Annotated in this window: 14 protein-coding genes; 7 read left to right on the top strand and 7 right to left on the bottom strand. The window is 70.9% G+C overall.

What is annotated here, in order from left to right; genetic code table 11:
• Positions 1 to 151: 151 nt before the first annotated feature.
• Positions 152 to 3,469 carry a S8 family serine peptidase gene (locus ACGFYP_RS13050; RefSeq protein ID WP_361966058.1) on the bottom strand — a complete coding sequence of 1,106 codons (3,318 nt, stop codon included), beginning with the start codon at positions 3,467 to 3,469 and terminating at the stop codon, positions 152 to 154.
• A 198-nt stretch (positions 3,470 to 3,667) separates the two neighbouring features.
• Positions 3,668 to 4,210 (bottom strand): CGNR zinc finger domain-containing protein, encoded by a 543-nt coding sequence (locus ACGFYP_RS13045; RefSeq protein WP_393490883.1) that lies wholly within the window; start codon positions 4,208 to 4,210, stop codon positions 3,668 to 3,670.
• A 121-nt stretch (positions 4,211 to 4,331) separates the two neighbouring features.
• Between ACGFYP_RS13045 and ACGFYP_RS13040 the strand changes: the two genes are divergently transcribed.
• From ACGFYP_RS13040 to ACGFYP_RS13020, 5 genes are all read left to right on the top strand, one after another.
• Positions 4,332 to 4,787 (top strand): VOC family protein, encoded by a 456-nt coding sequence (locus ACGFYP_RS13040; RefSeq protein ID WP_393490879.1) that lies wholly within the window; start codon positions 4,332 to 4,334, stop codon positions 4,785 to 4,787.
• A gap of 173 nt (positions 4,788 to 4,960) precedes the next feature.
• On the top strand, positions 4,961 to 5,839 hold the full coding sequence (locus ACGFYP_RS13035; protein ID WP_393490873.1) for a pyridoxamine 5'-phosphate oxidase family protein: 879 nt from the start codon (positions 4,961 to 4,963) through the stop codon (positions 5,837 to 5,839).
• Positions 5,836 to 6,315, top strand: coding sequence for an HPP family protein (locus tag ACGFYP_RS13030; protein ID WP_393490868.1), 480 nt, complete (start codon positions 5,836 to 5,838; stop codon positions 6,313 to 6,315). The genes ACGFYP_RS13035 and ACGFYP_RS13030 overlap by 4 nt, the downstream gene beginning before the upstream one ends.
• Positions 6,316 to 6,324: 9 nt before the next feature.
• Positions 6,325 to 6,792, top strand: a complete 468-nt coding sequence (locus tag ACGFYP_RS13025) for an NUDIX hydrolase (RefSeq protein ID WP_361966068.1) — start codon at positions 6,325 to 6,327, stop codon at positions 6,790 to 6,792.
• A gap of 107 nt (positions 6,793 to 6,899) precedes the next feature.
• The gene (locus ACGFYP_RS13020) at positions 6,900 to 8,057 is read left to right on the top strand and encodes a serine hydrolase domain-containing protein (protein ID WP_393490864.1); all 1,158 of its coding nucleotides are present in this window, start codon (positions 6,900 to 6,902) and stop codon (positions 8,055 to 8,057) included.
• A 12-nt stretch (positions 8,058 to 8,069) separates the two neighbouring features.
• Here the strand turns inward: ACGFYP_RS13020 and ACGFYP_RS13015 are convergent, their stop codons facing one another.
• Positions 8,070 to 8,846 carry a hypothetical protein gene (locus ACGFYP_RS13015; RefSeq protein ID WP_393490970.1) on the bottom strand — a complete coding sequence of 259 codons (777 nt, stop codon included), beginning with the start codon at positions 8,844 to 8,846 and terminating at the stop codon, positions 8,070 to 8,072.
• Positions 8,847 to 9,199: 353 nt separating this feature from the next.
• The gene (pepN, locus tag ACGFYP_RS13010) at positions 9,200 to 11,761 is read right to left on the bottom strand and encodes an aminopeptidase N (RefSeq protein WP_393490861.1); all 2,562 of its coding nucleotides are present in this window, start codon (positions 11,759 to 11,761) and stop codon (positions 9,200 to 9,202) included.
• Positions 11,762 to 11,896: 135 nt separating this feature from the next.
• Here pepN and ACGFYP_RS13005 point away from each other — a divergent pair, with 135 nt between their 5' ends.
• Entirely contained in the window at positions 11,897 to 12,532 is a 636-nt protein-coding gene (locus ACGFYP_RS13005) for a DsbA family protein (RefSeq protein ID WP_393490858.1), read from the top strand.
• 165 nt (positions 12,533 to 12,697) lie between these two features.
• On the opposite strand, the gene ACGFYP_RS13000 is transcribed toward ACGFYP_RS13005, so the two are convergent.
• From ACGFYP_RS13000 to ACGFYP_RS12990, 3 genes are all read right to left on the bottom strand, one after another.
• Positions 12,698 to 13,342, bottom strand: coding sequence for a superoxide dismutase (locus ACGFYP_RS13000; protein ID WP_393490855.1), 645 nt, complete (start codon positions 13,340 to 13,342; stop codon positions 12,698 to 12,700).
• Between the two features lie 164 nt (positions 13,343 to 13,506).
• Positions 13,507 to 14,919, bottom strand: a complete 1,413-nt coding sequence (locus tag ACGFYP_RS12995; RefSeq protein WP_393490852.1) for an amino acid permease — start codon at positions 14,917 to 14,919, stop codon at positions 13,507 to 13,509.
• Between the two features lie 115 nt (positions 14,920 to 15,034).
• Positions 15,035 to 16,429 (bottom strand): amino acid permease, encoded by a 1,395-nt coding sequence (locus ACGFYP_RS12990; RefSeq protein ID WP_393490849.1) that lies wholly within the window; start codon positions 16,427 to 16,429, stop codon positions 15,035 to 15,037.
• A 265-nt stretch (positions 16,430 to 16,694) separates the two neighbouring features.
• Here ACGFYP_RS12990 and ACGFYP_RS12985 point away from each other — a divergent pair, with 265 nt between their 5' ends.
• A complete protein-coding gene (locus ACGFYP_RS12985) occupies positions 16,695 to 17,288 on the top strand; it encodes a biotin transporter BioY (protein ID WP_393490846.1) in 594 nt (197 codons plus the stop codon).
• Positions 17,289 to 17,307: the final 19 nt, after the last annotated feature.

Genomic DNA, 17,307 nt, shown 5'->3' with positions numbered 1-17,307 from the left:
TGCCTTCTCGTTCTCGCCCCCGCCCCCGCTCTTCCTTATTTCGTGGGGGTGGGGGGGGGGGGGGGGGCGCCCCCCCCCCCCCGGGGGGGGCGCGGGGGGGGGGGGGGCGGCCCCCCCCCCCCCCCCCCCCCCCCTCACTCGTACAACGGTGTTACGGAGTGACCTTGCCGATCACGACGCTGCCGGCGCCCGCGACCGTGCCGCGCGCGTTCACCAGCTGGACCTCGCCGAAGAACTGCCGGCCCTCGGGCGCGGCACCGGCGACCAGGACCTCGGCACCGACCTTGGCGGTCGCGCCGCTGGCCAGCGGGTAGCTCTTGGACGAGTCGACCTGCACGCTGCCGAGCGAGGCCGAGTAGTACACGTCCTTGTAGTCGAAGGTCGTGCCGCCCGCGGCCTGCACCGAGTAGCCGTCGATCACGATCGTGTAGGTACCGGCGGCCGGCTTGACCAGCGAGACGGCCTCCTCCGAGTCGCCGTCCGCGGCCTGGCCCACCTGGACACCGTCGCGCAGGACCGTCAGGTCCAGGTCGGCGGCCTTGTCCGAGGTGTTGCCGATCGCCACGTCGAGCCGCTCGACACCCTCACCGATGGTGACGGTCTTCGTCTGCTGCTCGTGGTGCTGGATCGTCGGGGTCTCGACCTTGGCCGAGCCCAGCGAGCCGCCCTTCAGCTTGCCGTCGATGCCGGCGAAGTTGTTGGTGACGGTCCACTCGACGGCGGCCGGGGTGCCGACCTTCGCCTCGGCGACGGTCTGCGTGGCCGGGTCGAAGTCGGCGCCGAGCACCGAGACGTCCAGCTTGTACGGGTTGTCCAGGTCGGGCGAGGTGCGGCGCGCCTCGACCTCGATCTCCCAGACGCCCGGCGTCGGGTTGGCGTACGAACGCAGGTCCGCACGGCAGCCGTTGCCCGGGTTGTAGTGCGGGTAGCACACGTTCGACGCGGTGGACTCGAAGGCCACACCGTACGGGTGGATCGAGATGAACCGGGTCTGGCTCTTCTCCTTCAGACCGCCGAGGGCGACCTCGAGGGTCTTGGCGCCTTCCGGCACGGTCACGAAGTACGACTTGTGGCTGTTGCGCTGGACCGAGCCGGTGCCGGAGAAGCCGAAGCCGGGCGCGGCCAGGTCGGACGCGACGACCGAGGTGGCGAGGATCTGCTTGTCGACGCCCTCGGTGCGGTCGTCGTCGGCCTCCAGGATCACGCTGTGCACACCGGCGGAGGTCGGCTTGGCCTGGATCTTGACGGTGACCGGCTGGTTCAGCGGCAGGTCGATCTCGTCGTCGCCGAGGATCCGGAAGGTGCCGTCGTTGTACTTCAGGTCCAGGTCGTGCTCGATCGGCCGGTTCGGGCCGTTCGTGCGCGTGATGGTGACGTCGTAGACCTTCTTCTGGCCGACCTTGAGGCCGCCCTCACGGTCGTACACACCGGTGCCGGTGTGCGGGGCCGGGAAGATCGCGGTGTCGACCGGGGCCTGGACCTTGTAGTCGTGGGCGGTCGCGCCGTCCTTGATCGACTCCCAGGCCTCGTTGATGTCGATGAGACCCGAGCCCTGCTCGTGCGCCGCAACACCGGGGATCCGCTGGGCGGTCGAGGTGAGCGCGGTGCGCAGGGTCAGCGGGTCGAGCTCGATCCGCTTCTGCTTCGCGGCCGAGAGCAGCAGCGCGCTCGCGCCCGCGACCTGCGGGGAGGACATCGACGTGCCGTTGAGCATCCCGTAACCGGCGGGCAGCGCGTAGCCGGACTCCGGAACGCCGGAGCCCGCCTGCCAGGTCGGGATGGTGTTCACGGACGAGCCGGGACCGGAGATGGTCGGGGTGAAGCCGCCGTCCTCACGCGGGCCGCGCGAGGAGAAGGGGAACATCGCGTACGACTTGGTGACGGCCGAGCCGTAGTTGGAGGCCCAGGTCGACTTGGAGATCGCCGCGCCGACCGAGACGACCTTGTCGGCCAGGCCGGGGTCGCCGATCGTGTTGATGCCCGGGCCGGAGTTGCCGGCCGAGATGATCAGCTGCACGCCGTACTGGTCGATCAGCCGCGTGTAGAGACGCGCGCGGACGTTGTCGCCGTCGTTCTGCGCGGGCAGACCGCCGATCGACATGTTGACGATGTCGACGCCACGGTTGACGACGAGGTCCGTCATGCCCTCGGTGAGGGCGGTGTTGGTGCAGCCGCCGGTCCAGGTGCACGCGCGCGAGGAGACGATCTTCGCGCCCGGGGCCGCGCCGTTCATCTTGCCGCCGAAGAGGCCCTTCGCGGCGGTGATGCCGGCGACGTGCGTGCCGTGGGAGGACTCGACGATGCCGATGTTGACGAAGTCGGCCTTCTTGCCGACCCAGGTCCCGCCGAGCGGGTCCATCGCGACGTCCTTGCGGATCTCGACGACGAACGGCGTCTTCTCGACGACCTCGGTGGCCGGGTTGTCGGTACCGAAGTAGCCGATCTGGTACCCGTCCTTGTACGGCTTCATCGGCGCGTTGTCCGTGAAGTCGTTGTTCTGGTCGGTGTCCACGCGGACGGTGCCGGCGGCCGGGTCGTACAGCATGCCGAACAGGTCGGCCGTGTCGCCGTCGCGGTTGATGTCACCCGCCGGGTCGCCGCCCGCGGTGATCGCCTCGTTGAAGCGGCTGAACTGGTAGGAGCCCGCGGGCGCCTTCCAGGACTGCGACGAGGCGGTGAAGACCGGGCCGGCGACGGGCGTGATCTGGGCGCGCCAGGTGCCGTCGCTCTCGGTCAGCGGGTCGGTGGAGGTGACCCAGTCGACGATCTTGCGCTCGCCGGTGGTGGTCTTCTGCAGCGCGGGGTGACCGAGGTCCACACCGGAGTCGAGGACACCGATGGTGACGCCGCGGCCGTCGGCCCGGGGGTTGTCCTCGACGAACTCGACGGCACCCGTCTCGTGGGACGGGTTGTACGGGTTCTTCGCGGGGGTGTTCTTGCCCGGAGCCGGGTAGGTCTGGCTCACGGTGGTGCCCTCGACGGCGCCGGTGGTGCCGGCGTCCGGGGTCGGGTCGTCGAGCTTGATCTCCGCCTGGAGGTCGATCGACTGGACCGTGGAGAGCTTGGTGGCCGCCTTGATGGCGGCGTCCGCCTTGGCGGTCGGGATCGTGGCGCGGACGTAGCCGAGCTTGTCGTCCTGCCGGCCGACGGAGGCGCCCTGGACGGCGTCGAGCTGGCCTGCGACCTGCTCGGTGGCGCCGGGGGCGGTCGCCACGAGGATCGTGACGTTCTTCTCGCCGGACGCCTCGGCCTCGGTGAGGCGCTGGGCGTCGGTCGGGCCGAGCTTGTCGGCGGAGTCGGAGGACTTGACCGGGGGAGTGGTCGCCGGGTCGTCGGCGGCCAGGACCGGAGCGGCGCCGGCCGCGATGAGCGCGGTCACAAGGCCTGCGGCGGCGGCGATCCGGGCAGCGCGTCTGTGCCCGGGGGTCGAGCGCCCGGATATGGAGCTCTGAGTTTCGGGGGTGGTCATTTACATCCCTGATTGTGAAAGAAGAGGGTCCGGATTTCGGTACCGGATGACCGCTCAGCCTTTCGCAAGTGACAGGGGTTTGTGGAGTGTTGCAGGGCGGCGGGATGCGGCCGTGGCACACATCCGCCACACGGCGCGATGCGCCACAGGGGACTTAAGGGTTCTAAGGGGGGCGAGTCGACTCCCGCTTACCGCCAGTTAGTTGTCCTTTGTACGGGCGTAGTGGCGGGAGGCCTTGGCCCGGTTGCCGCAGATCGCCATCGAGCACCAGCGCCGGGTGCCGTTCCGCGACGTGTCGAAGAAGTGCAGGATGCAGGCCTCGTGGGCGCAGGAGCGGATGCGGTCGGGCGCGGTGCGCAGCAGGTCGAGGTAGTCGCGGGCGGCGGTCCAGCCGGGACCCCAGGCGGGGTCCGCGAACTCGGGGAGCTCGCCGGGGCCCTCGGGCGTGAGGGTGGCGCGGATGCGGCCGTGGCCGAGGACGGTGTCGACGCGGGCGACGGCGTCGGGGTCGCCGGGCCGGTCGACCAGCGCGGAGAGGGCGTCGCGCGCGGTCAGCGTGTGGCGGAGGGTGGTCGCGTCGGCGGTGAAGCGCGCGTCGAGCCCGTTGGCGGTGAGCCAGACGGCCAGCCCTCCGGCGTCCGAGAGCAGGTCCTGGCGCACGCCGTCCTGCATCCAGCGGGTGTTGAGCAGGTCGAGGGAGACGGGCTCGCCGACCAGAGGCCGCGGGTCGGAAACGGTCATGGCGGGCACCCTCCTCGCAGAACTAACCCCTCAAGGTTACGTGACCGGTTGCGAGGTCGGCCCACTAACCCCTAAAGTGGTTTTAAGAGGTTAGCGCTCGACCGAGGAGAGGGGAATCGCCATGTCGGCGATCGGAACGCTGAAGACCAACCACGTGGGGCTGAACGTCACGGACCTGGAGCGCTCGCTCGGGTTCTACGGGGACGTGCTGGGCTTCGACGTGCTCGGCGAGGGCAAGGAAGAGGGAAGGCGGTACGCCTTCCTGGGCCAGGACGGCCAGCTCGTCCTCACGCTCTGGCAGCAGGCGGAGGGTGCGTACGACTCCGGCCGCGCGGGCCTGCACCACCTCGCGTGGGAGGCCGAGTCGATCGAGCGCGTCAAGGCCGCGGAGGAGGCCCTGAAGGCGCGCGGCACGGACTTCGCGTACGAGGGCGTGGTCCCGCACTCCGAGGGCGGCGCCTCGGGCGGCATCTTCTTCCACGACCCGGACGGCACCCGCCTGGAGATCTTCGCCCCGACGGGCGGGGAGGGCACGCACGCCCCCACGGAGGGCGCCCCGACCTGCGGCTTCTTCTAGTAGGACGCCCCCCGGTTGTGGGCAATCGTCCCGCTGGGGCGATGGGGGTCCCCCTGCTCGAGCGAAGCCGAGAGTTTGGGGGAGGGTGGGCACAACCCCACGGACGCGCCGCCCGCGCCGAGGGCCCGTACCCCGGGCCCCCGGCGCGGCGCCACACGAAAGGCTCCCGGATCATGGACCCGTACAACCCCGGCTCCCGCGCCGTCCAGGAACTCGTGGGCGTCCGCGACGTCGCCGCCCACGTAGGCCGCTCCATCACCAACGGCATCCGCCCCATCGCCGCCGCCTTCCTCGAACTCCAGCCGATGCTGGTGCTCGCCGCGGCGGACGCCGACGGCCGGCTCTGGAGCACGCTCCTGACCGGCACCCCCGGCTTCGCCCGGGCGACCGGACCGCACACGATCTCCGTGGCGGCCCCGGCCCCCGCCCCCGGGCCCGTCCCCGTCGGGACGATCGCCCTCGACCCCCGCACCCGCCGCCGCATGCGCCTCAACGGCATCGCCCGCCCCAGCGCCCGCGGCTTCACCGTCGAGGCGGAGCAGGTCTTCTCCAACTGCCCGAAGTACATCCAGAAGCGCGAGCTGTGCGCGCCCGACCTCACCACCCCGCCCGGTACCCCGTTCCACGGCACGGCGCTCACCCCCGCCCAGGAGGCGTTCGTCCGGGTCGCCGACACCTTCTTCATCGCGACCACCGCCGCCGACGGCACGGACGCGAGCCACCGCGGCGGCTTCCCCGGCTTCGTCCGGGTCGTGACGCCCACCGAGCTGAGCTGGGAGGACTACCCCGGCAACGCGATGTTCCTGACCCTCGGCAACCTGGAGTCCGACGACCGCGCGGGCCTGCTCTTCCTCGACTGGCGCAGCGGCACCACGCTCCAGCTGTCCGGAACGGCACGCACCGCGTACGGCCCGGAGGGCAGCCGCACCACCCGGTTCCGCATCGAACGGATCGTGGAGTCCCCGTCCGCGAGCCCCCTGCGCTGGTCGGAGCCCGAGTTCTCGCCCGCCAACCCGCCCCTCCCCGAGAAACCCGCCGAGGAACCCGCATGACGACCGCCGCCCCCGCCCGCCCGCACCCCCGGGCCGTGGCCCTGGCGACCACCGTCAGCGTCGCCGCCCTGCTCTCCCTGGTCGCCCTCGGCACCGTCCTCCACCACCCCCTGCTGATCCCGCCCCTGGCCGCCAGCATGGCGCTCGTGGCCGGCGCCCCCGACCTGCCGCTCGCCCAGCCCCGCTCGGTCGTCGGCGGTCAGCTCCTCTCCGCGCTCACCGGCTTCGCCGTCCTCCTGGTCACCGGCCCCACCCTCTGGGGCGCCGCCCTCTCCGGCGGTCTCGCGCTCGGCGTGATGATGGCGGCCCGTACCCCGCACTCGCCCGCCGCCGCCACGGCCGTGATCGTCACCCTCCAGAATCCGCCGTTCTGGACCTTCCTCGCGCTGCTCGCCCTCGCGAGCCTCCTGCTCGTCGCCGTCGGCCTCGCGGGCGCCCGCGCGACGGGGCGGACATACCCCACGTACTGGTTCTAACCTCGGCTCATGAAACAGGAGTTGAGGGTGGCGGCCTACGCCGTGTGTGTCCGTGACGACGAGGTGCTCCTCGCCCGCTGGGTGGACCGCGCGGGCGCCAAGCGGTGGACCCTGCCCGGTGGCGGGATGGACCACGGCGAGGAGCCGGTCGACACCGTGGTCCGCGAGGTCGAGGAGGAGACCGGCTATCTGACCGAGCCCGTCGCGCTGCTCGGCATCGACTCCATCCGGCGCGGCTGGCTCCGCAGGCTCGGGGGCCCCGGGGACTTCCAGGGGCTGCGGATCATCTACGAATCCCGTGTCACAGGCGGCTCCCTGCGCAACGAGACCGGCGGCTCCACCGACCTCGCCGCCTGGCATCCGCTCGCCTCCGTCCCCGACCTCACCCGCGTCGAACTCGTCGACATCGGACTGCAGTTGTGGCGCGAACGCCCGCCCGTCGGACGCTCCCGCCTCGCCGATCCGGCGAACGGCTGAAATCCGCTCAACCGGAGCAGCCCCGCTCAACCACCCGCCCCGCCTCCGGGGTCCCCTCCCGCGACCGCAGTACATACGTAGGACGCACACCGAACAGGGGAACCCGCATGACATCCGCACGCGCCGCCCGCACCCTCCTCGCCGCCACGGCCGCCACCGCCGTGGCGGCCCTCACGGCCGGAGCCCTCGCCGCTCCCGCCGTCGCCGCCACCACGCCGAAGAAGCCGGACCACACCGCCACCCAGCGGGCCCTCGACGCGGCGGTCGCGGAGGGGGTGCCCGGGGCCGTCGCCCAGGTCAGGTCCGGCCGCACCGCCTGGACCGGCACGGCGGGCGAGCGCGGCGGCCAGGACCGCTACCGGGTCGGCTCGATCACCAAGACCTTCGTGGCCACCGTCCTCCTCCAGCTCCAGGCCGAGGACCGCCTCGACCTCGACGACCCGGTCGAGAAGTGGCTGCCGGGCGTGGTCCGCGGCAACGGCCACGACGGCCGGAAGATCACCGTCCGCCAGCTCCTCAACCACACCAGCGGCGTCTACAGCGTCACCTCCGACCCCGGCTTCCAGCAGAAGGTCTTCGGCCCGGAGTTCCTGCAGAACCGCTACGACACCTGGACCCCGGAGCAGCTCGTCGCGATCGCCATGACCCACAAGCCGGACTTCGCCCCCGGCACCTCCTGGAACTACTCCAACACCAACTACGTCCTGGCGGGCATGGTGATCGAGAAGGCGACCGGCCGCCCGTACGGCAAGGAGGTCGAGCGGCGGATCATCAAGCCGCTGAAGCTGCGTGCCACCAGCGTCCCGGGTACGAAGGCGAAGATGCCGCAGCCGAGTTCACGGGCGTACTCGAAGCTCTCGATCGACCCGAGCGCGACGAAGATCCACGACGTCACCGAGCTGAACCCGTCCCTCGCCTACGCGGCGGGCGAGATGATCTCCGACTCCAACGATCTGCAGACCTTCTACCGGGCCCTGCTCAAGGGGAAGTTGCTGCCGAAGGGTGAGCTGCGCGAGATGACGCAGGCGGTGCCGGTCGGCGCCGAGAACCCGGAGTTCCACTACGGCCTCGGGCTGATGCGGCAGAAGCTGAGCTGCGGCAAGGAGGTCTGGGGGCACGGCGGGGGCATCCACGGCTCCTCCTCGGAGGCGGTCGCCACCCGGGACGGTGAGCACTCGCTCGCCATGAACTTCAACGCGGACTGGACGGGCGACAGCGCGGCCGTCCTCGAGGCCGAGTTCTGCGGTACGGCTCCCAAGAGCTGACGCGTCACCGGGTCACCGGGGCAGGACGACGACGTACGCGGCCGGCTGTCGGTCCGACGCGGCCATCAGGGCCGTACGGATCACGGTGGCCTGCTGGTCCATCGCCTCGCGCAGCTTGCGCGGGGTGATGTGGACGACCGTGATGCCGAGCCGCTCCAGGTGCTCGCGCTTGCGGGTGTACTCCGACCAGAGCGCGTCGTCGTCCTGCCGGGGCGCCCGGGTGTCCAGCTCCAGGGCCACCGCCTGGTCCGGCCAGTAGGCGTCCAGGCCGCCGAGGTGCGGGCCGCCCGGCAGCCGCAGGTCCACGTTCCACATCGGGTCCGGCAGCCCGAACTCCCGCACCATTTCGTACAGCCGCTCCTCGGCGATGCTCCGGCCTTCCGCGAGCAGCGAGTCGACGGCGTCCACCACGTGCGGCCGGTTGAGCAGCCGCGCGCGGTTCAACTCCCGTACCACCGTGCCGGGTTCGCAGTGTCCGCCGCGAACCGCCTCGGTGAGCAGCCCGCGCACGAGTCCGGCGTCGGTCAGACCGGACACCGCGTCGGCGAGCGCCCGGGCGACCGGTGCGACGCGCACCCCGTCGAGGGCCAGCGGTACGGGCAGGTCCTGGGCGCGCACGATCCGGACCTCGGCGCTGGAGCGCAGCCGGCGGGCGGTGCGGGGGACGAGGACGTCGATCCGGTCGAGGGCGGGCAGCGGGGGAGCGGAGGCGAAGCGGTGCAGGGTGAGCGCGGCGAGCCCGGTGATCATCGCCTCGGAGTCCCGGGTGTGGCGCAGCGCGGCCCGCATCCGGTCGGAGGTGAGGGGGAGGGGCCGGGGGGTGATGGGGGTGTTCTGGTTCATGCCGGGGGTCTTCCGCTCCCCGAGCCCCCGCTAACCGCTGTTACAAGCACGTCGCCGAACCGGGACAATTTCGCCCTAAAGTACGCGCGTTCGACTGCCGATGAGGGGTGCTCGCCCGCTGCCCCGTCGTGGGCATTCGTTCCGCCGGGGCGATGGGGGTCCCCCCTGCTCGAGCGAAGCCGAGAGCTTGGGGGAGGGTGGGCACAACGGAACGGCGCCCTCGCGGGCGCGTCCGCTCCATGTGCCCCTCGCCCCCCGGAGTGGCGGCGCCCGCTACATGAGCGCCGCCCACATCCGGGTCACGCAATCGCGTCGCACGCCTGCGCGCGCAGCGCCCGCGCCAGGTCGTCGCGGGACTCCAGGACCAGTCGCCGCAGCGCCGGCGCCGCGTCCTCGTGGGCGGCGAGCCACGCGTCCGTCGCCTTCAGCGTGGACTCGTCGTCCTGGAGGCTCGGGAAGAGCCCGCGGACGACGATCATGCCGATCTGGATCGAACGGTCCGCCCAGAGCCGTTCGATCGCCGCGAAGTACTTCTCCGCGTACGGCGCGATCAGCTCCCGCTGCGAGGGCTGATCGAAGCCCGCGATCGTCGCCTCCACCAGCGCGTTCGACAGCGCGTCCGACTCGACGACCTGCGCCCAGGCCTGCGCCTTGACCGCCGCCGACGGCCGGGCGGCCAGGCAGCGCACCTGGTGGCGCTTGCCGGTCGCCGTGTCGTCGCGGGCCAGCTCCTCGCCGATCCGGACCTCGTCCGCCCGGCCGTGCGTGGCCAGCGGCTCCAGGAACGCCCAACGCAGCTCCTGCTCGACGTCCAGGCCGTCGATCTTCGCCGTCCCGTCGAGCAGCCCCTCAAGGAGCTGGAAGTCCGCATCCGACTCGGCCGCGGTCGCGAAGAACCGCGCCCAGGTCAGCTGGTGCTCGCTGCCCGGCTCGGCCACCCGCAGCTCGCGCAGCCCGCCCTCGGCGAGCAGTCGGCCGCCCTCGGCTCGCCACGCGGGCGCCGCGTAGTGCGTGACCGCGGACCGCGCCCAGGCGTGCACCATCTGGAGCACGCCGATGTCCGTCTCACGGCCCGCGAAGTCCAGCACGACCGCGACGAAGTCCCGGGCGGGCATGAGGCCGTCCCGCGTCAGGCTCCACAGCGCCGACCAGCACAGCGCCCGCGCCAGCGGGTCCGTGATGTCGCCCAGGTGCGCCCGCAGCGTCGCGAGCGAGCCCTCGTCGAAGCGGACCTTGCAGTACGTCAGGTCGTCGTCGTTGACGAGCACCAGGTCGGGCCGGGGGGACCCGGCGAGGTCGGCGACGACCGTCCGGGCGCCGACGACGTCCGCCTCGGCCCGCGCGTACCGCACGAGCTCGCCGTCCGCCGACAGCGCGTACAGGCCGACGGCCACCCGGTGCGGACGCAGCTCGTCCCCGGCCTGGACGACGGCAAGCTCGGTGATCCGGCCCTCCGCGTCGTACGTCACCTCAGGCGTCAGCGTGTTGACGCCCGACGTCTGCAGCCAGGACCGCGACCAGGCCTTCATGTCGCGCCCCGAGGTCTCCTCCAGGACCGAGAGCAGATCGGCCAGGCGCGTGTTCCCGTACGCGTGCCGCTTGAAGTAGCGGCGCGCGCCCTCCAGGAACGCCTCCCGCCCCGCGTACGCCACGAGCTGCTTCAGGACCGACGCGCCCTTGGCGTACGTGATGCCGTCGAAGTTCAGCTTGGCGTCCTCCAGGTCACGGATGTCGGCCGTGATCGGGTGGGTGGACGGCAGCTGGTCGGCGCGGTACGCCCACGCCTTGCGGTTGTTGGCGAAGGTCACCCAGCTGTTGGTGAACCGGGTCGCCTCGGCCAGCGAGAAGGAGCCCATGAAGTCGGCGAAGGACTCCTTCAGCCACAGGTCGTCCCACCACACCATGGTGACCAGGTCGCCGAACCACATGTGCGCCATCTCGTGCAGGATGACGTTGGCCCTGCGCTCGTACGCGGCCTGGGTGACCTTGCCCCGGTAGATGTACTCCTCGCGGAAGGTCACCATGCCCGGGTTCTCCATCGCGCCGAGGTTGTACTCGGGGACGAAGGCCTGGTCGTACTTCCCGAAGGGGTACGGGTAGTCGAAGTTGTCGTGGAAGAAGTCGAAGCCCTGCTTGGTGATCAGGAAGACGTCGTCCGCGTCGAAGTGCCTGGCGAGCCCCTTGCGGCACATCGCGCCGAGCGGGATCTCCAGCTCGGTCCCGTCGGCCAGCGTGCGCGTGTAGGTGTCCGTGACGTAGTGGTACGGCCCGGCGACGACACAGGTGATGTACGTCGAGATCGGCGCCGTCTCCGCGAAGCGCCACACCCCGTCGGCGTCCTGCTCCCCGGCGCCGTTGCTCCACACCGTCCAGCCCTCGGGCGCGGTCACCGAGAAGAGGTGCGGGGCCTTCAGGTCGGGCTGCTCGAAGGTGGCGTACACGCGGCGGGCGTCGGCCGGCTCGTACTGCGTGTAGAGGTAGACCTCGCCGTCCTCCGGGTCGACGAAGCGGTGCATGCCCTCGCCGGTCCGGCTGTACGCGCACCGGGCGTCCACGACGAGCACGTTCTCGTCGGCCAGGCCGTCCAGGGCGATCCGCGCGCCGTCGAAGACGGCGGCGGGGTCGAGCGCGCGGCCGTTGAGCTCCACCGACGTCACGGCGGGGGCGATCAGGTCCACGAAGGTGCTGGTGCCCGTGCCCGTACGACGGAACCGGATCGTCGTCACGGAGCGGAAGGTACGGACCTCCTCGCTCGACTCGCCGACGGCCGAGCGCAGGTCCAGGGCGACCTCGTACCCGTCGACGGACAGCAGCTCGGCCCGCTCGCGGGCCTCGTCGCGGGACAGATTCTCACCGGGCACGGTCACTCCTTCGTGGCTCGTTCGAAACAGCACCGATCCTCCCATGTGGAGCTGACACCCGGCACATGGGGAATGCCCTCACGGACCGAGGACGTTCCTCTTCTGGCGCATAGACATCCGTCCCTGAGGAGTGACATGTCCGAGAGCAGGACCACCGCCGACTTCTGGTTCGACCCGCTGTGCCCCTGGGCCTGGATGACCTCCCGCTGGATGCTGGAGGTGGAGAAGGTCCGCCCGGTCGACGTCCGGTGGAAGGTGATGAGCCTGGCCGTCCTCAACGAGGACAAGCTGGACGAGCTCCCGGCGGAGTACCGCGACATGCTGGAGACCAAGGCCTGGGGCCCGGTCCGCGTCGTGATAGCGGCTCAGCAGCTGCACGGCGACGAGGTCGTCGGCAAGCTCTACACCGCGCTCGGCACCCGCTTCCACAACAACGGCGAGGGCCCGACGCGCGAGGCGATCACCGGTGCCCTCGCGGACGTCGGCCTGCCGGCCGAGCTCGCGGACTACGCGGACAAGGACACGTACGACACCGAGCTGCGGGCCTCCCACAAGGACGGCATCGAGCGGGTCGGCCAGGACGTCGGCACGCCGGTCATCGCCGTCCCGGGCGCGGACGGCGACGAGGTCGCCTTCTTCGGCCCCGTCGTCACCCCCACCCCGCGCGGCGAGGCGGCGGCGCGCCTCTGGGACGGCACGCTGCTCGTGGCCTCGACGCCCGGCTTCTACGAGATCAAGCGGACGCGGACGGCGGCGCCCAGCTTCGAGTGACCCCCGGCCCCTGCTCGGCCATGGAAGAACCCCCGTGATTCACGTCATCACGGGGGTTCTTCTTTCATCCGCCCGCAAGTGAAGGTTGAGAAGACGATCACGAGCAGGACGAGTGGGGCCGGTCCTCCGGCAGGGCCGAAATCGGCAGGGCCGAAATCGGCGGGGTCAGAAGGAGATCAGCGGGATCGAGGTCTTGGCGGCCTGGTAGCGCTTGTTCACGTCCTGCCAGTTGACGACCTGCCACATGGCCTCGATGAAGTCGACCTTCTGGTTCTTGTACTGCAGGTAGAAGGCGTGCTCCCAGGCGTCGAAGACGAGGACCGGGATGGAGCCCTGGCCGACGTTGCCCTGGTGGTCGTAGACCTGCTCGACGATCAGCCGGCCGCTGATCGGCTCGTACGCGAGGACACCCCAGCCGGAGCCCTGGGTGGTCGCGGAGGCCTTGGTCAGCTGGGACTTGAACTTGGCGAAGGAACCGAAGGACTCGGTGATCGCGTCGGCGAGCTCACCGACACCGTCGGCCGCCAGCGGCTCGCCGCCGCCACCGTCCTTCGGGCTGTCCATGTTGTTCCAGTAGATGGAGTGCAGGATGTGGCCGGAGAGGTGGAACGCGAGGTTCTTCTCCAGGCCGTTGATCGAGCCCCACTGCTCCTTGTCGCGCGCCTCTTCGAGCTGCTCCAGGGTGTCGTTCGCACCCTTCACGTAGGCCGCGTGGTGCTTGTCGTGGTGGAGCTCGATGATCTGCGGGTTGATGACCGGCTCGAGCGCCGCGTAGTCGTACGGAAGTTCAGGAAGTGTGTAGATCGCCATGCCGAGCCCTCCGCTGCTGCTTATTGCAATCTGTATGCAGCTGCAGGCTAGCAGCAGGTGCACACGATGTTGATCAGCCCTTCGTCCTAGGTCCCACGTCCCGGACATGGCGGAACCCCCGAACCGCGGGCGGTTCGGGGGTTCCGGAAGAGCGGGGGCGGGAGTCAGGAAGTGCGGCCCGATGCCGCCTTCTGGCGGATGAAGCCGATCACCGCGAGCAGCGCCGTGAGGCCGCCGGTCCAGTACAGCTGGACCCGGGTGCCCTCCTCACGGGCCATCAGGAAGAAGATCGCGGCCATGCCGGCGAGTGCCACCCAGGTCAGCACCGGGAACGCCCACATCTTCACGACGAGCTTCTCCGGGGCCTCGCGCTCGGTGCGGCGGCGCAGCAGCAGCTGCGAGACGGCGATGAAGAACCAGACGACGAGGATGATCGCGCCGATGGTGTTCAGGAGCCAGATGAAGATGTCGTCGGGCCGCCAGTAGCTCAGCAGCACGCAGAGGAAGCCGAAGACCGAGGAGACGAGCACCGCGGGACGCGGGACGCCGCCGAAGGTCCGGCCGAGCGCCTTCGGGCCCTGGCCGCGGCTGACCAGCGAGGTGGCCATCCGGGAGGCGCCGTAGATGTTGGCGTTCATGGCCGACAGCAGGGCGACGAGCACGACCACGTTCATGATCTGCCCGGCGGCCGGGATGCCGAGGTGGTCGAGGGTGGCGACGTACGGGCCCTTCTCGACGACCGCCTTGTCGCCCCACGGGACCAGGGTCACGATGACGGCCATCGAGCCGATGTAGAAGAGCGCGATGCGCCACATCGCCGTACGGACCGCCTTGGCGACGCCCTGCACGGGGTGCTCGGACTCGGCGGCGGCGATGGTGACGGTCTCCAGACCGCCGTACGCGAAGACCGAGGCGAGCAGTCCGACGATCAGGCCCTCGGAGCCGTTCGGGAAGAAGCCGCCGTCGCCGGTGAGGTTCGTGGTGCCGGGGGCGTCCGTGCCGGGCAGCACCCCGACGATGGCGAGCACGCCGATGCCGAGGAAGAGGACGATCGCGCCGACCTTCAGGGCCGCGAACCAGAACTCGAACTCGCCGAAGTTCTTCACCGCCGCCAGGTTGGTCGCGCAGAACACCAGCATGAAGAGGGCGACCCAGGCCCACTCCGGGCTGCCCGGGAACCAGCCGGTCATGATCTTCGCCGCGCCGATGCCCTCCAGGCCGACGGCCACACAGAGCAGGAACCAGAAGGCCCAGCCCGCCGTGAAGCCGGCCCAGGGACCGATGGCCCGCTCGGCGTGGACGGAGAAGGAGCCGGAGGCCGGGTTGGCCGCCGACATCTCGCCGAGCATGCGCATCACGAGCATCACGAGCAGCCCGGATATCGCGTACGCGACCACGATCGACGGACCGGCGGCGGCGATGCCGGCGCCGGAGCCGACGAAGAGGCCGGCGCCGATGACGCCACCGAGGGCGATCATCGAGAGATGGCGCTGCTTGAGGCCGTGGGTGAGGCCCTGGGCAGGCGGCGCTTCGTCGGCCTTGCGGTCGACGGGCTCGGGCGCGGTGGTCCGTGACATGGGCGGCCCTGTTCATTGGCTGAGACGGGGGAACGGCCCACAGTCTGGGCGGGTGCACCGCTTACAGGGAACAGATGTCCGCTATACGGGCACGAGCTTCACACAAGGTGAAGGACTACCTCCGCTTCGTGCGCATCTCGCGCACCCCCGCCACCAGGAGTACGGCTCCGGTGGCCGCGCCCGACCACAGCACCTGCGGTCGCGCCCCGTCGTCGGTCAGCATCAGCACCAGGACCGCCACCATCGCGGCGAGCGCGATCCAGGTGAGCCAGGGGAAGCCCCACATCCTCAGGGTCAGCGTCTCCGGTGCCTCGCGCTCGATCCTGCGGCGCAGCCGCAGCTGCGAGACCGCGATCAGGCCCCAGACGAAAAGGAGTACCGCGCCGACCGCGTTGAGCATGTAGAGGAAGACGGAATCCGGCCACTTCAGATTGAGCAGCACGGAGACGAAGCCGAACGCCACCGACGCGAGCACCGCCCGGCGCGGCACCCCTCCGCCCGAGACCCGCAGCAGCCCCTTGGGCGCCTCACCGCGCTCGGCGAGCGAGAAGACCATCCGCGAGGAGCCGTACAGGTTCGCGTTGAGCGCCGAGAGCAGCGCCACGAAGACCACGACGTTCATGATCTGGCCGGCCCCGGGGACACCGATCGCGTCGAGCACGGCGACGTACGGCGACTGGCCGGGCTCCATCGAGGTCCAGGGCAGCAGGGTCACGATGACCAGCATCGAACCGACGTAGAAGAGGAGGATCCGCCACACCGCGCTGCGCACCGCCCGCGCCACGTTGCGCGCCGGGTCGTCCGACTCGGCGGCGGCGATCGTGACGACCTCCAGGCCGCCGAAGGCGAAGACGACGGCGAGGACGCCGGAGACGACCCCGCCCCAGCCGTTCGGCAGGAAGCCGCCCTGGCCCGTCAGGTTCGCCATGCCCACCGGATCGGAGTCGGGCAGCCATCCGACGATCGCCAGCGTCCCCAGGATCAGGAAGAGCACGATCGCGCCGACCTTCAGCGCCGCGAACCAGAACTCGAACTCCCCGAAGTTCTTCACCGCCGCCAGGTTGGCGACCGTGAACACGATCATGAAGATCAGCACCCAGCCCCACTGCGGGACCCCCGGCACCCAGCCGTGCGCGATCCGCGCCGCGCCCGTCGCCTCCACCGCGAGGACGACGACCAGCAGGAACCAGTACAGCCAGCCCACAGAGAAGCCCGCCCAGCGGCCGAGCGCCCGCTCGGCGTGGACGGAGAAGGCGCCGGAGGCCGGCATCGCCGCCGACATCTCGCCGAGCATCCGCATGACCAGCATCGCGAGCGCGCCCGCGATCAGGTACGACAGGACGATGCCGGGACCCGCGACCGCGATGCCCGCGCCCGAGCCGACGAAGAGCCCGGCACCGATCACGCCGCCGAGCCCCAGCATCGTCAGATGACGCTGCTTCAGTCCGTGGGAGAGCGGCTCCGGTTCGGGAGCCAGAGAGGCAGGACCGGCGGGAGGTGCGTCGTGCATGTGGGGGCTCGTGCCTTCGGAAGCGTCGCGGAGCGTTTATGGAGAACCCACAGTCTCCCCGCTGAGCGCCCTTCGGCGCAAAATCGCCCCCGGTGCAGCTCCTCGCCGTGACAAGCGTCACGTGGCGCGAGGCATGGATCCGGTTCTTTGTTTGATCTCCACGAACCGCCCAAGCTCCCCTTTGTGGGCGGCTGATGGTGATCGAGCGTTCACCCCTCGACTACGGTCGATCTGTCCTGACCTCCCTCACCCCCGCGGAGTACCGATGAGCACCGCTGCCGCCCCCGTCCGTTCCCTCCGCTCGGGGACGGTCCTCGCCGACCTGCTGCCGGTCTCCCGCGCGCGGGACATCGCCCTCGTCGTGGGCGGCGCCGCGCTCACCGGCATCGCCGCGCAGATCGCCGTCCCGGTCCCCGGCTCGCCGGTCCCGGTCTCCGGCCAGACCTTCGCGGCCCTGCTCGTCGGCACGGCGCTCGGCGCCCGCCGCGGCTTCCTCTCCCTGGCCCTGTACGCGGTCGTGGGCATGGCGGGCGTGCCGTGGTTCGCCGAGGCCAAGTCCGGATTCGCGATGCCGTCCTTCGGCTACATCCTCGGCATGCTGCTCGCCGCCACCGTCGTCGGCGCCCTCGCGCGCCGCGGCGCCGACCGCTCCGTGCTCCGCACGGCGGGCACGATGGTGCTCGGCTCCGCGATCATCTACGCGGTCGGCGTGCCGTACCTGGCCTTCGCCACCGGCATGACGCTCCCGCAGGCGGTCGCCGCCGGCCTGACCCCGTTCCTCATCGGCGACGCGCTCAAGGCCGCGCTCGCGATGGGCGCGCTGCCGACCGCGTGGAAGCTGCTCGGCCGCAAGGGCTGAGCCTTCGGCTCCATCAGCT

This window comes from Streptomyces sp. NPDC048370, from assembly GCF_043200825.1.
Lineage (GTDB): Bacteria > Actinomycetota > Actinomycetes > Streptomycetales > Streptomycetaceae > Streptomyces.
The sequence above is the reverse complement of the archived record's forward strand: the minus strand, read 5'-3'. Positions and strand labels throughout refer to the sequence as shown.

Coding starts and splice junctions, on each gene's coding strand:
- ACGFYP_RS12995 (WP_393490852.1), bottom strand. CDS start 14,919: ATGTCACGGACCACCGCGCCCGAGCCCGTCGACCGCAAGGCCGACGAA.
- ACGFYP_RS13045 (WP_393490883.1), bottom strand. CDS start 4,210: ATGACCGTTTCCGACCCGCGGCCTCTGGTCGGCGAGCCCGTCTCCCTC.
- ACGFYP_RS12990 (WP_393490849.1), bottom strand. CDS start 16,429: ATGCACGACGCACCTCCCGCCGGTCCTGCCTCTCTGGCTCCCGAACCG.
- ACGFYP_RS13005 (WP_393490858.1), top strand. CDS start 11,897: ATGTCCGAGAGCAGGACCACCGCCGACTTCTGGTTCGACCCGCTGTGC.
- ACGFYP_RS13020 (WP_393490864.1), top strand. CDS start 6,900: ATGACATCCGCACGCGCCGCCCGCACCCTCCTCGCCGCCACGGCCGCC.
- ACGFYP_RS13025 (WP_361966068.1), top strand. CDS start 6,325: ATGAAACAGGAGTTGAGGGTGGCGGCCTACGCCGTGTGTGTCCGTGAC.
- ACGFYP_RS13040 (WP_393490879.1), top strand. CDS start 4,332: ATGTCGGCGATCGGAACGCTGAAGACCAACCACGTGGGGCTGAACGTC.
- ACGFYP_RS13000 (WP_393490855.1), bottom strand. CDS start 13,342: ATGGCGATCTACACACTTCCTGAACTTCCGTACGACTACGCGGCGCTC.
- ACGFYP_RS12985 (WP_393490846.1), top strand. CDS start 16,695: ATGAGCACCGCTGCCGCCCCCGTCCGTTCCCTCCGCTCGGGGACGGTC.
- ACGFYP_RS13035 (WP_393490873.1), top strand. CDS start 4,961: ATGGACCCGTACAACCCCGGCTCCCGCGCCGTCCAGGAACTCGTGGGC.
- ACGFYP_RS13050 (WP_361966058.1), bottom strand. CDS start 3,469: ATGACCACCCCCGAAACTCAGAGCTCCATATCCGGGCGCTCGACCCCC.
- ACGFYP_RS13030 (WP_393490868.1), top strand. CDS start 5,836: ATGACGACCGCCGCCCCCGCCCGCCCGCACCCCCGGGCCGTGGCCCTG.
- ACGFYP_RS13015 (WP_393490970.1), bottom strand. CDS start 8,846: ATGCGGGCCGCGCTGCGCCACACCCGGGACTCCGAGGCGATGATCACC.